The organism is Pseudomonas sp. UYIF39, from assembly GCF_029963765.1.
Classification (GTDB): Bacteria; Pseudomonadota; Gammaproteobacteria; order Pseudomonadales; family Pseudomonadaceae; genus Aquipseudomonas.
In genome coordinates, this window is the sequence record NZ_JALBYU010000012.1 from 109,479 (window position 1) to 122,381 (window position 12,903).

Genomic DNA, 12,903 nt, shown 5'->3' on the forward strand with positions numbered 1-12,903 from the left:
AAACAGCAGGGAGCACTCAATGCTTGAAGTCATTAATGACTTTCTCTCCGGAAAAATCCTTATTCCATTGGTCCTCGGTTTGGGAGGCTACTTCACCATCCGATCAAGATTTGTCCAGTTCAGGTATTTTTTTCACATGCTATCGGTATTGCGCGGCAGTTGGCGCACAGGCAATCATCATCTGAGCTCGTTACAGGCGTTAACCCTCAGCCTCGCAGGTCGAGTCGGGACGGGCAACATCGTTGGTGTCGGCATCGCCGTGAGCATGGGCGGGCCAGGGGCCGTGTTCTGGATGTGGATGACCGCGCTCCTGGGCATGTCGAGCAGTTTTTTCGAATGCGCCCTTGGACAACTCTACAAACGCAGCGACGGAAACGGCCTTTATCGTGGTGGTCCATCCTGGTACATCCAGCATGGTCTGGGTAAACGATGGCTAGGGATAATTGCCGCCCTCCTGCTATTGGTGACCTTCGGTTTTGCAATCAATGGCCTGGAAGCTCATGCCGTATCGCACTCGCTTAAGGATGCTTTCGACATTTCGACCACTTGGTCGGGGTTGGCATTGTCGGTGATGCTGGCTGCTGTATTTGTAGGTGGGATCAAACGAATAGCAGCTGTCGCCGACCTGCTGGTACCGCTTAAAGTTCTCGCCTACATCGGGGTCACGCTCTATGTAATTGTCCTGCAATCGGAGCAGGTGCCCTCGATGTTAATGACTATCGTCAAGAGCGCTTTCGGCCTGGATCAAGCGTTCGGCGGACTACTTGGCACTGCAATAATCATGGGTGTGAGGCGCGGTGTATTTTCCAATGAAGCGGGCCTGGGCAGCGCCCCCAACGTTGCTTCGGTGGCCAAAGTCGAACATCCGATAAGCCAAGGCGTGGTGCAAGCACTGAGTGTTTTTATCGATACCTTCGTCATCTGCACCTGCACAGCATTGGTCATCCTGTTATCCGGTTTCTATACACCCGGTTTCGAAGGCGACGGCATTGCGCTTGCACAAAACTCGCTGGCAGCCATCGTTGGCGAGTGGGGTCGAATGTTTATTAGCGTGGCGCTGACATTATTTGTATTTACCGCAATGCTCTATAACTACTATTTGGGCGAAAACAGCTTGCGGTTCATGTTCGGTGAGCCCCGAAAAACCTTGCTCATCTACCGCGCACTGGTATTGGCGCTGGTGTTCTGGGGCTCGATTGAAGACCTTTCCACCGTACTCGCATTTGCCGACATCACCATGACACTTCTTGCCTTCGTCAACCTTATAGCCATGGCCTTACTGTTTAACATTGGCATGCGCATCTTGAACGACTATGACGAGCAACGTCGCGCAGGAGTCAAGAATCCAGTGTTCGACTCCAGCAAGTTCAAGGATCTGGATCTCGATTTTAGGGCTTGGCCGGCGATAGAGAATGACCAGAACACGTTAAAGCATCCTGCCCACCTTTCTCGTAACTGCACATATCCGCAATCGGCATAAATGAAAAAAACTCTGAGCCATTGCGAACCCGCAACGGCTCAGCAGCGAAACTTAGCAACAATTATTGGCTATCTACAAACAATAGATCTCACTATTCAAACACGATTAAAAACTCTTAAGGAGATTGTTAATGAATCGTTATCGCCCTCTTAAATCCAACACTTCCGAAGTTCCGGTGCTTTGTATAGATACACACATAACCCCAAATCACCTCTTTGAAAATGCCTGCTTCAGGATTCGAACCGCCACCAGTCTTTTAGAAACACTCACATCAGTAACCATAAAGCATACCGCTGACATTGATCTATACCGGCTAATACTTCCGGCTTATGTATTACTGCAGGATGGTGTCGACACACTGGAACAAATCACCTTAAAGGCGGAGTGAGATCATGGATACCCCTGCAACTAATGAAATGCTTAAGGCTGCAATGAGAAAAGCAATTGAAACCGGCCTTATCCCTAGTTACTCGCACCTTGATGGGTATTTAAGAAGCTGGGAAAGCCTTGCGTTGGTCGTCCAAGCCGCGGTTGACGCTACCCCGATAGTTGAGCCCCCTCCGAATTGTTCAAACAAGTGCTGTCGAGGGCTGCCACTCTCCAATTTTTGTTCCAAGTGAACGGAAGGCATTACGATGCTCCCGAATAGATCGCAGCCTTCGACAGCCCATGAAATCCGCCAGAAATCGATGCTACTGCAAAAAAGGCTGGCAAACCGGGCCACTGATATGCGCCACTAGCCCCATTCATTGAAACAGCTGCAACGTCGCCGCCACGGGCCGTGGCCAGCCTGGAGAACCCCGTTATGAGCGAGAGCGTGTTTGGCGATCGCATCGTGCAGAACCTGCTCGACACCGACTTCTACAAACTGACGATGATGCAGGCGGTGCTGCACAACTACCCGAATGTGGAAGTCGAATGGGAGTTTCGTTGCCGTAACAGTGAAGATTTGCGCCCGTACCTGGCTGAAATCCGCTTCCAGATCGAGCGCCTTGCCGAGTTGAGCCTGAGCGCCGATCAATTGAGTTTCATGGAGCGCATCAGCTTCATGAAGCCGGATTTCCTGCGCTTTCTCGGGTTGTTCCGCTTCAATCTGCGCTACGTCCACACCGGTATCGAAAACGGCGAGCTGTTCATCCGCCTGCGCGGGCCATGGCTGCACGTGATCCTGTTCGAAGTGCCGCTGCTGTCCATCGTCAGCGAAGTGCGCAACCGCTATCGCTACCGTGAAGTCGTCCTGGAACAGGCGCGCGAGCAGCTCTACCGCAAGTTCGACTGGCTCACCGCCAACGCCAGCGCGGAGGAATTGTCCGAATTGCAGGTCGCCGATTTCGGCACTCGCCGTCGCTTCTCGTACCGCGTGCAGGAGGAAGTGGTGAACGTGCTCAAGCACGATTTCCCCGGTCGTTTTGTCGGCACCAGCAACGTGCACCTTTCACGGGAGCTGGACATGAAGCCGTTGGGCACCATGGCCCACGAATGGATCATGGCCCATCAGCAACTCGGCCCCCGGCTGATCGACAGTCAGATTGCCGCCCTCGATTGCTGGGTCCGCGAGTACCGCGGCCTGTTGGGGATCGCCCTCACCGACTGCATCACCACCGATGCCTTCCTCAATGATTTCGATCTGTACTTCGCCAAGCTGTTTGACGGCCTGCGCCATGATTCCGGTGATCCGGTGCTCTGGGCAGAAAAGGCTATTGCCCATTACCACAAGCTCGGCATCGACCCGATGAGCAAGACGCTGGTGTTCTCCGACAGCCTGACGCTGCCCAAGTCCCTGGAGATTTTTCGGGCGTTGCGCGGTCGGATCAATGTCAGCTTTGGTATCGGCACCAACCTGACGTGCGATATTCCGGGTGTTGAACCGATGAGCATCGTGCTTAAAATGGCCGCCTGCAACGGCCAGCCGGTGGCAAAGATCTCCGATGAGCCTGGCAAGACTCACTGCAAAGACCCGAATTTCGTCGCCTATTTGCGACACGTTTTCAAAGTACCTGCCGCCCTTTCCAGCACATCAAGCACATCTAGCAAGGAGTGAATTCATGCAAGCCGAACAGCGTGAGATTGCTGAACAGCTCAAGGTCCAGCCGCCGTTCGCCGACCAGGCCGCCCTCGAGGCTGAAGTCGCCCGGCGGATTACCTTTATCCAGGACTGCCTGGTCAATTCCGGGCTCAAGACCCTGGTACTCGGCATCAGCGGCGGCGTCGACTCCCTGACCGCCGGCCTGCTGGCCCAGCGTGCCATGCGCGAACTGCGCACACGCACCGGCGACAACAGCTACAAGTTCATCGCTGTGCGCCTGCCGTACGAAACCCAGTTCGACGAACACGACGCCCAGGCTTCGGTGGACTTCATCGCCCCGGACGAGCGCCACACCGTGAACATCGGCCCGGCGGTCAAAGCCCTGGCCAATGAAGTAGCGGCCTTTGAAGGCAAGCATGCAGTCTCGGTGGATTTCGTGCTCGGCAACACCAAGGCGCGGATGCGCATGGTCGCCCAATACACCATCGCCGGGGCGGCCCATGGCCTGGTGATCGGTACCGACCACGCGGCGGAAGCGGTGATGGGTTTCTTCACCAAGTTCGGTGATGGTGCGTGCGACCTGGCGCCACTGAGCGGCCTGGTGAAAAACCAGGTCCGGGACATCGCCCGCAGCTTCGGCGCGCCGGAGTCGTTGGTGGAAAAAATCCCCACGGCCGACCTTGAAGACCTGTCGCCCGGCAAGCCGGATGAAGCGTCCCACGGCGTGACCTATGCCGAAATCGACGCGTTCCTGCACGGCGAACCAGTGCGTGAGGAAGCGTTCAAGATCATTTGTGACACGTATAAAAAGACTCATCACAAGCGAGTGATGCCGTTTGCGCCTTGATCAGCTGAACGATCAGGCATAAAAAAGCGTCCCAAGTGGGACGCTTTTTTTATGCGTTCGATTCAATTACTTCAGGGTAACGGTACCTTTCATCATCGAAATGTGGCCCGGGAACGAGCAGAAGAAGCCGTAGCTTTCGCCTGCAGCCAGTTTCGAGATGTCGAAGGTCACCGAATCCGTTTCGCCAGCACCAATGATTTTGGTATGCGCGATAATGCGGGCATCACCTTCTTTCAGGTAGTTCTTCTCGATACCTGCACTCAGACCATCGGTGGCAATTGGCTGCATATCAGCTGTTTTGCTCAGCACCCAGTTATGACCCATGACGTTTTTCGGCAGGCTGCCGGAGTGTTTCAGCTCCACGGTGAACGTCTTGCAGCTCTTGTCGATGCTGATTTCCTTGGTATCGAAGGACATCTGGTCAGTCGAGTCGACAGTGACCTTGCACTCGGCAGCCATCAATTGGCTGCTGGCCAGTGTCAGCAGGGATACTGCAACAAGTTTGGCAAACATGGTGAATCTCCAAGGCAGGGTTAACAAAAGTGCTAATGGACAGAAGATTGCCTGAATTCTTCGCAAGTTCCTATGACCTGAATCACAAATTGTATACAACTTTCGGGCTATGACACCTATCGAAACAATCTACCAGCCAGACGCCTGGGGCGACTCTATCATCAGGTCGTACTCACTCATCTGGAGCGTCAGTCATGTCCCTTAACAGCCTGTTGCGCAGTTTGCTCGCCGCCTACGCCTGTGGCGCCAGCGGAACCTGTGAAACACCTGAACGCGAAGTGTAGACCTTGGAACGCCGCGTGCCAGCCTTTACTCTGTGGCCATCCTGACCATGGAGTAAGGCATGTCTTTAGCGTCCGTTTGTGTATTTTGCGGTGCCAGCACTGGCACCAACCCGGCTTATCGTGAAGCGGCTGTCGCCTTGGGGCGAGCATTGGCCGAGCGTAAGCTGACTCTGGTCTATGGCGGCGGCGCCGTCGGGCTGATGGGAATCGTTGCCGATGCTGCGCTAGCGGCCGGCGGTGAAGTGATAGGGATCATCCCGCAAAGCCTTAAAGACAAGGAAATCGGCCACAGCGGCCTGACTCGTCTGGAAGTGGTCGACGGCATGCATGCGCGCAAGGCGCGGATGGCCGAGCTCAGTGACGCCTTTATCGCCCTGCCCGGCGGCTTGGGCACGCTGGAAGAACTCTTCGAAGTCTGGACCTGGGGCCAGCTCGGTTACCACGGCAAACCGCTGGGACTGCTGGAAGTAAACGGCTTCTACAGCAAATTGACGTCTTTTCTCGATCATATCGTCGGCGAAGGCTTCGTTCGCGAACCGCACCGTGACATGCTGCAAGTGAGCGAATCGCCGCAAATCCTGCTTGATGAACTGGATGCCTGGCAGCCGACAGTGGTGCCAAAGTGGATCGAGCAAAAACCCAGCTAACGGCTGGGCATCGATACAGGGCAGAATACGCGCCGCTCAACCTCACCTTCGACCCCAGAGGATCGCCCATGGCTAAACCCAATTATTCCTTCGCCAAACGTCAGAGAGACTTGGCCAAGGAGCAGAAGAAAGAGGAAAAGCTTCAGCGCAAGAAAGCTACAGCTGAAGAAGAAGCCGCCGCACTGAACCCGGATGCAGAAGGTGAAGTGGCCGCAGAAGATGATGTAGAAGCACCGAAAGATCAGGCGCCCGACGCCTGAGACCCTCAGGGCCCGATGATCTGATCAGGCCCACCGGATCTGTGTCCAGGGTCAGCACGATGTTGCTGACCCTCACAAATCCCCGCAATCACTAACGATGTTCATCCAAGGGCATCACCGTCACCCGAACCTCGGGATCATGACTACCTCCCCCAAGAATCACCCCACGCAACGGCGAAACATCGGAAAAATCCCGGCCCCAGGCCAAGGTGATGTGTTCCAGCGCCGGCTGCACGTTGTTGGTCGGGTCGAAATCCACCCAACCTAGCAGCGGGCAAAACACTGAAACCCAGGCATGTGACGCATCGGCGCCGATCAGTCGCGGCTGGCCCGGCGGTGGCTGGGTCAGCAGGTAGCCACTGATATACCGCGCCGCCAACCCACGGGAGCGTACGCAGGCGAGCATCAGGTGAGCGAAGTCCTGACAAACACCGCGCCGGCGCTCCAGCACTTCCACCAGCGGCGTCGCCACCTGGGTCGCCTCGGCATCGAAGGTGAACTCGCTGAAGATCTTCTCCATCAGCGCCTGAACACCCAACAGCAGCGGACGACCCGATGGAAAACAACTTTCGGAAAACTCGACGAAGTTGCGCTTCAAATGCACGTAAGGTGATTCGAACCGGTAACGACACGCTTCCAGCAATTCGGGGGAAAGCGGCTGACTGCTGTAGGTCAGTGCGTTGCAAGTTTCTTCCCACGCGGTGGATTGATTGAAATCCAGCGCAGGCCGGGCCAGCACTTCGACGGTGAGCCGGGCATTGACCAGCAATTCATCATGCGGCCGCTCGAACGCCAACCGGGTCAGCGGATTACCGAACACATCCAGTTCATCGCGGCGGGTCGTCGGATCGGGACTGATCTGCAGTTGCTGCTCGGTGCAACGCTGCCAGGCACATGCACGCGGCCACAGGTGCGCGAGCTGCTGAGCCAGGGACACCGGGCTGTCGTAGTGATAATGGGTGTCGTGGAGAATCTGGTAATGAGCGCTCATCAGACGGACACCGTGCGCTGGCTGACGTCATCGACGTGGGCGAAATGACGCAGGGCCAGACGATCCGACACTTGCCCGCTGGCGTCGGCGATTTCTTGCAACAGGTCGGCAAGCCCCTCAATGGCTGCCCGAACGCTGGCTTCGCCGAACAGCGAGTTCTCCAGGCATCCCAGATCGAATTGTGCCAAGCGTTCCACCAACTGCGGCAACCCCGCTTCGCGAGGCACGCCGAAGTCGTCATTCAAGCGTTTCAAAGTACGAGTCACCAATTTCAACTGAAACAGCACGGCGTGGGGGTTCTGCTCGTCGAGCAGCAACAGGTCAAGCACCGGAATCAATTGCGCCACTGCCAGATACCGCGAACGGTAGGTGATGCTGCTGTTGCCCAGCTCCAGCAGCCACTCCAGTCCGGCCTGATCGAATGCACCGGCCCCGCGCAGAAATGCCGCCAGGCTGGCGCTGAGAAATTGCAGGCGTTCGATCCGACGGCCGATCATCAGGAAGCGCCAGCCTTCGTCCCGGGTCATGTCGTCGAGGGCGAAACCGGATAACGCCGCCAGGGACATCACCAAACGGTTGAGGAAATCCAGCAATTCGCCGAAATCCGGCTCTTCGGCTTCCAGTTCCATGGCTTCGCGCTGCAACTCCACCAGCGCTTGCCAGTTTTCACGCGAGAGCTTGCCGCGCACCTGCGAGGCCGCCCACTGCAAACGCTGCAGGTTGGAGCGCAGGCTGAACGACCAGTCGTCACCGAGCAATGCCGCCAGCAAACGCTCCGGCAACTCGCCTTCATCGGGCAACAACATCAACCGTTCGCCCAGATCGACCGCCGCCTCAAGGGCTTGCGGGTCATCGCCATCGACATAACGCGCCAGCATGATTCGCAGCAGCCGCGCGCTGTCATCACAGCGTTCGCAATAACGGCCGAACCAGAACAGGTTTTCCACCACCCGCGACGGCAGGTACGGATCACGTCTAACCAGGTCGTGCACACCGATCGCACGCTGGGTTTTCCATTGCTCACCGCTCGGCGGGCGATCGCCCAACACCCAGGTGTCTTTGCTCGCGCCACCGCGCTGCATCGACACCACTTCGGCATCCGCCTCGGCAGCAACTCGGGTCAGGCCGCCAGGCAGAACCCGATAACCCTCACGGCTGGCCACTGCGTACACTCGCATGCCAATGGCCCGAGGTTGCAGATGACCGTCTTCAGCCTGCCAGATCGGGGCCTGAGAGAGCTGAGCCAATTCTTGCGCGACATAGGCGTAAGGCCGGGCCTGCATGCGCTCGGCCAACGCCTGACGCTGTTTTTCACTCAAATATCGACCAAATACCGGTGTGAAGCTCTGTGACGGGAAAGCCGGTTTGATCAGCAACTCCGGCAATTTTTCCAGAGCCTGAGCCAGCACCGGAGCCTCACCGCACCACCAGGTTGCGATGGAGGGCAGGATCAGTTCTTCGCCGAACAGGAATTGATTGATCTTCGGCAGGAAGCCCAACAATCCCGGTGACTCCAGCACGCCGCTGCCGAGGGCGTTGGCCACCAGCACTCGCCCTTGGCGTACCGCCTCCAGCAACCCCGGCACGCCAAGGGCCGAGTCAGTGCGCAGTTCCAGAGGATCGCAGAAGTCATCGTCGAGCCGCCGCATGATCGCGTGAACCCGGCGCAGTCCGCTCAAGGTTTTCAGGTAGACCGTGGCATCACGGACGGTCAGGTCGCCGCCCTCTACCAGCGGATAACCGAGCTGGCGCGCCAGATAGAGGTGTTCGAAATAGCTTTCGTTGAACCGTCCCGGTGTGAGCAGCACGATCAGCGGCGCGTCATCATCACTCGGCGCCTGACGGGCCAGGGTTTCCTGCAAAGTGCGGAAGAACCCGGCCAGATGCTGCACTTTCAAATCGCGGTACAACTCGGGAAAGGCCCGGGACACGATGGTGCGGTTTTCCAGGGCGTAACCGGCACCGGATGGCGCTTGCGTCCGATCCGCCGTGACCCACCAGCGACCGTCAGGTGTACGCGCCAGATCCACTGCGTACAGATGCAGAAAAGCCCCGTCGGGCGGCGTGATGCCCTGACAGGGCCAGAGGAAGTTGTTGTGGCCGAAGACCAGTTCAGCAGGCAGCAGCCCCTCAGCGATCAACCGTTGCGGGCCGTACAAGTCTGCCAGCACCGCATTGAGCAAGCGTGCCCGCTGGGCGATTCCGGCTGATAGCTGCGCCCACTCATCCGCAGCAATCACGTGCGGCAACAGATCGAGCTCCCACGGCCGATCCGCACCCTTGGGGTCGGCATAGACGTTGTAAGTCACGCCGTTTTCCTGGATCTGCCGAGTCAGCAGCGCCTGACGCTGCACCAATTGCGTTGGTGTGCTGCGTTGCAATTGGTCGAACAACCGACGCCAGTGAGGGCGCACCGCGCCGCTGTCGTCGAGCAGTTCGTGATAAGTGCCCGCCGTCAGCGGGTAGCGGTCAAGCAGGTCAGGCATGGAAAGCTCGGCAGACAGCAAAGAACGGTCAGACTAACGCAGGCTCATGACGCCCGGATATACGAAAAGTCCGAGCGTCGCGTACGGTTTAGAAACGTCGCAAATCGAGAGTCATCGGCAGCTCGTCGTTCACTTCCACATTCGGTATAGGAAGTTTCCCAGGACTGTGTCCGATGCGGAAGAAACGCGCCATTCGCCGACTCTCCGCCTCATTGGCGTTCACCGGCAAGCTGTCGTAGTTGCGCCCGCCCGGATGGGCGACGTGGTACTGACAGCCACCCAGCGAGCGCTGCATCCAGGTGTCGAGCAGGTCGAACACCAGTGGCGCGTGGACCGGGATGGTCGGCTGCAGGCAGTTGGCCGGTTGCCAGGCGCGGAAACGCACGCCAGCGACAAACTCGCCGACCCGCCCGGTGGGTTGCAATGGCACCGGGATGCCATTGCAGGTCAGAAGATAACGCTGCGGCGGCAGGCCCGTAAGTTTGACCTGCAAGCGCTCCAGCGACGAATCCACATAACGCACCGTGCCGCCGACCGCACCCTCCTCGCCCAGCACATGCCAGGGCTCCAGCGCCTGACGCAATTCCAGCTCTATGCCACTGACGGCGTAATCGCCGACCTTGGGAAAACGGAACTCCAGATGCGCCGCGAACCACTCCGCACGCACGGGATAACCGGCGGCATTGAGATCCGCGATGACGTCGGCGAAATCCTGTTCGATAAAGTGCGGCAACAGGAACCGGTCGTGTAATTCGGTGCCCCAGCGTGCCAGCTTCGCCGGCGCATAGGGCTCGCGCCAGAACCTCGCCACCAGCGCTCGCAACAACAACTGCTGAGCCAGGCTCATGCGCGCATGGGGCGGCATTTCAAAGGCTCGCAGCTCAAGCAATCCAAGGCGACCGGTAGCACCGTCCGGTGAATAAAGCTTGTCTATGCAGAACTCGGCACGGTGCGTGTTGCCCGTCACGTCGATCAGCAGGTTACGCAGCAGCCGATCCACCAGCCACGGCGCGCACTCCTCGCCCGGTTCAGGCATCTGGGCAAAGGCGATTTCCAGTTCATACAACGCATCGTTGCGCGCTTCATCAACCCGTGGCGCCTGAGACGTCGGGCCGATGAACAATCCGGAAAACAGGTAGGACAAGGACGGGTGGTTATGCCAGTAGCTGATCAGGCTGCGCAGCAGATCGGGACGCCGTAAAAACGGTGAGTCAGCCGGTGTCGCGCCCCCCAGGACGAAATGGTTACCGCCACCGGTGCCGGTGTGCCGGCCGTCGATCATGAATTTTTCGGTGGTCAGTCGGGTCTGGCGCGCCTCTTCGTAAAGAAACTCGGTGCGCTCGACCAGCTCATCCCACGTGGCAGAAGGCTGCACGTTGACCTCGATCACACCCGGATCGGGCGTGATACGGAAGTTGCTCAGGCGCGGATCGCTCGGTGGCTCATAGCCTTCCAGCAACACCGGGCAATGCAACTCCTCGGCGGTGGCTTCGATGGCACAGACCAGCTCCAGGTAATCCTCGACCCGTTCCAGCGGCGGCATGAACAGGTACAACCGCCCTTCTCGCGCTTCCGCGCAGAATGCTGTGCGGGTCAGCCAGTCGGCAGATTCGTCGATCTTTGGCGTGCGCTCATCAGCAACCGCAGGCTCGCCTTGGCTCTGAAGTTGTGCCGTGTCGGGCAGTGCGGGGAAATCCTGATTCGGGTCCACTGGATGAATGAACGGGTACTCCGCCGCTTTCACCCAAGGCTGCGAGCCGAGCGGCAAGCGATAGCCCAGCGGCGAATCCCCCGGCACCAGTCGGCAATGCTCATCGCGCAGATACCAGCGGCCGCTTTGCCACTGATCACCCTTGGCGGTGCGGGCCAGCGGCAGGACCTGACCGATGAGTTTTTCCAGACCCTGGCTGAAGACTTTGCGCAGGCGTGCACGCTCCAAAGGCTCTTCAAGACGCGAGTCTTCGGCGCTGACGTTCTGCGGCAAAGTGCCTTCTCGCCAGAGGTAATAGAAATTGTCTTCGTAGGCCGGGAACACAAAACGTGTCGGAATTTTCAGGCGTTCGGCAACACTCGCCAGAAAGCGTCCGGCCAACTCGCCATTGGCACCGTAGTCTTGCTGCTCATCGGCAATCAACGCGCTGTTGTGCCAGATCGGCACTTCGTCGCGACGCCAGTAGCAGTTCAGCGACCAGCGCGGCAATTGCTCGCCGGGGTACCACTTGCCCTGACCGAAATGCACCAGACCATTGGGGGCGTAGTGCTCGCGCATGCGCTGGAACAGTTCGGCGGACAGACGCCGCTTGTCTGGCCCAAGTGCTGCAGTGTTCCACTCGGCCCCGTCCGGATCGTCGATGGAAACAAACGTTGGTTCGCCGCCCATGGTCAGGCGTACGTCACCCTCCAGCAGGTCGGCATCGATCTGCCGACCCAACGCCTGGATCGCCAGCCATTGGTCTTCGGTGTAGGGCTTCGTTACCCGTGGCGCTTCCCAAATCCGCTCCACGGACATTTCGTGGGTGAATTCGCACTCGCACGGTTCAACCAAGCCACTGATCGGTGCCGCAGAGCCCGGATCGGGGCTACAGGCCAACGGAATGTGTCCTTCACCGGCAAACAGCCCTGACGTCGCGTCCAGGCCGATCCAGCCGGCACCGGGCAAATAGACCTCACACCAGGCGTGCAGGTCGGTGAAGTCCACGTCAGTGCCCGACGGACCGTCGAGGCTTTTGACGTCGGCAGTCAGTTGAATCAGGTAGCCGGAGACGAAACGCGCCGCCAGACCGAGGTTGCGCAGCAACTGCACCAGCAACCACGCGGAGTCGCGGCAGGAACCGGAGGCATGTTCGAGGGTATGTTCGGGCGTTTGCACGCCTGGCTCCATGCGGATCAGGTAGCCAATGTCTTCGCTCAGGCGCTGGTTGAGCGCGACGAGGAAATCCACACTGGGCAGTGGCGTGCGGTCGATGCCATCCAGATAGGCCTTGAACTTCGGTGTCAGGGGCAAGGTTTCCAGGTACGGCGCCAGCTCCTTGCGCTCATCCGCGGCGTAGGCGAACGGAATCTTTTCCGCGTAGGGCTCAAGGAAGAAATCGAACGGATTGAAGACTGCCATCTCCGCCAGCAGATCGACTTCGATCCGCAGCTCATCGGTTTTTTCCGGGAACACCAACCGCGCCAGGTAATTGCCCTGGGGATCCTGCTGCCAGTTGATGAAGTGCTGCTCGGGCGACACTTTCAGCGCGTAGGACAGTATCCGTGTGCGACTGTGGGCAGCCGGGCGCAGGCGAACGATCTGCGGACCGAGCTCGACGGCGCGGTCGTAGCGGTAATGCGTGACGTGGTGCAATGCGACATGAATCGACACGGCGT

The 12,903-nt window shown here is 58.4% G+C and carries 10 protein-coding genes; 6 read left to right on the forward strand and 4 right to left on the reverse strand.

The window, feature by feature from the left end; all coding sequences use genetic code 11:
* Positions 1-19: 19 nt before the first annotated feature.
* The 4 genes from MO767_RS17825 (at position 20) to nadE (ending at position 4,353) form a co-directional block, all read left to right on the forward strand.
* Positions 20-1,480 carry an alanine/glycine:cation symporter family protein gene (locus MO767_RS17825; RefSeq protein ID WP_282481567.1) on the forward strand — a complete coding sequence of 487 codons (1,461 nt, stop codon included), beginning with the start codon at positions 20-22 and terminating at the stop codon, positions 1,478-1,480.
* 130 nt (positions 1,481-1,610) lie between these two features.
* Complete coding sequence (locus MO767_RS17830) at positions 1,611-1,868, forward strand: hypothetical protein (RefSeq protein ID WP_134419863.1); 258 nt, start codon at positions 1,611-1,613, stop codon at positions 1,866-1,868.
* Between the two features lie 417 nt (positions 1,869-2,285).
* Positions 2,286-3,521, forward strand: coding sequence for a nicotinate phosphoribosyltransferase (pncB, locus tag MO767_RS17835; protein WP_123367628.1), 1,236 nt, complete (start codon positions 2,286-2,288; stop codon positions 3,519-3,521).
* A gap of 4 nt (positions 3,522-3,525) precedes the next feature.
* Complete coding sequence (nadE, locus tag MO767_RS17840) at positions 3,526-4,353, forward strand: ammonia-dependent NAD(+) synthetase (RefSeq protein ID WP_282481568.1); 828 nt, start codon at positions 3,526-3,528, stop codon at positions 4,351-4,353.
* Positions 4,354-4,419: 66 nt separating this feature from the next.
* On the opposite strand, the gene azu is transcribed toward nadE, so the two are convergent.
* A complete protein-coding gene (azu, locus tag MO767_RS17845; RefSeq protein WP_282481569.1) occupies positions 4,420-4,866 on the reverse strand; it encodes an azurin in 447 nt (148 codons plus the stop codon).
* A 343-nt stretch (positions 4,867-5,209) separates the two neighbouring features.
* Between azu and MO767_RS17850 the strand changes: the two genes are divergently transcribed.
* Both MO767_RS17850 and MO767_RS17855 read left to right on the forward strand, forming a co-directional pair.
* Positions 5,210-5,797, forward strand: coding sequence for a TIGR00730 family Rossman fold protein (locus MO767_RS17850; RefSeq protein WP_282481570.1), 588 nt, complete (start codon positions 5,210-5,212; stop codon positions 5,795-5,797).
* Positions 5,798-5,865: 68 nt separating this feature from the next.
* On the forward strand, positions 5,866-6,057 hold the full coding sequence (locus tag MO767_RS17855) for a hypothetical protein (protein WP_018928487.1): 192 nt from the start codon (positions 5,866-5,868) through the stop codon (positions 6,055-6,057).
* Positions 6,058-6,148: 91 nt separating this feature from the next.
* Here the strand turns inward: MO767_RS17855 and MO767_RS17860 are convergent, their stop codons facing one another.
* The 3 genes from MO767_RS17860 to MO767_RS17870 form a co-directional block, all read right to left on the reverse strand.
* The gene (locus tag MO767_RS17860; RefSeq protein ID WP_282481571.1) at positions 6,149-7,048 is read right to left on the reverse strand and encodes a transglutaminase family protein; all 900 of its coding nucleotides are present in this window, start codon (positions 7,046-7,048) and stop codon (positions 6,149-6,151) included.
* Positions 7,048-9,534, reverse strand: coding sequence for a circularly permuted type 2 ATP-grasp protein (locus MO767_RS17865; RefSeq protein WP_282481572.1), 2,487 nt, complete (start codon positions 9,532-9,534; stop codon positions 7,048-7,050). The genes MO767_RS17860 and MO767_RS17865 overlap by 1 nt, the downstream gene beginning before the upstream one ends.
* A gap of 88 nt (positions 9,535-9,622) precedes the next feature.
* Positions 9,623-12,898: a transglutaminase family protein gene (locus MO767_RS17870; RefSeq protein ID WP_282481573.1), complete on the reverse strand. Its 3,276-nt coding sequence runs from the start codon at positions 12,896-12,898 to the stop codon at positions 9,623-9,625.
* Positions 12,899-12,903 lie beyond the last annotated feature (5 nt).

Bases quoted from the DNA above. Each gene is read 5' to 3' on its own strand.
- MO767_RS17825 (WP_282481567.1), top strand. From the start codon at position 20: ATGCTTGAAGTCATTAATGACTTTCTCTCCGGAAAAATCCTTATTCCA.
- MO767_RS17830 (WP_134419863.1), top strand. From the start codon at position 1,611: ATGAATCGTTATCGCCCTCTTAAATCCAACACTTCCGAAGTTCCGGTG.
- pncB (WP_123367628.1), top strand. From the start codon at position 2,286: ATGAGCGAGAGCGTGTTTGGCGATCGCATCGTGCAGAACCTGCTCGAC.
- nadE (WP_282481568.1), top strand. From the start codon at position 3,526: ATGCAAGCCGAACAGCGTGAGATTGCTGAACAGCTCAAGGTCCAGCCG.
- azu (WP_282481569.1), bottom strand. From the start codon at position 4,866: ATGTTTGCCAAACTTGTTGCAGTATCCCTGCTGACACTGGCCAGCAGC.
- MO767_RS17850 (WP_282481570.1), top strand. From the start codon at position 5,210: ATGTCTTTAGCGTCCGTTTGTGTATTTTGCGGTGCCAGCACTGGCACC.
- MO767_RS17855 (WP_018928487.1), top strand. From the start codon at position 5,866: ATGGCTAAACCCAATTATTCCTTCGCCAAACGTCAGAGAGACTTGGCC.
- MO767_RS17860 (WP_282481571.1), bottom strand. From the start codon at position 7,048: ATGAGCGCTCATTACCAGATTCTCCACGACACCCATTATCACTACGAC.
- MO767_RS17865 (WP_282481572.1), bottom strand. From the start codon at position 9,534: ATGCCTGACCTGCTTGACCGCTACCCGCTGACGGCGGGCACTTATCAC.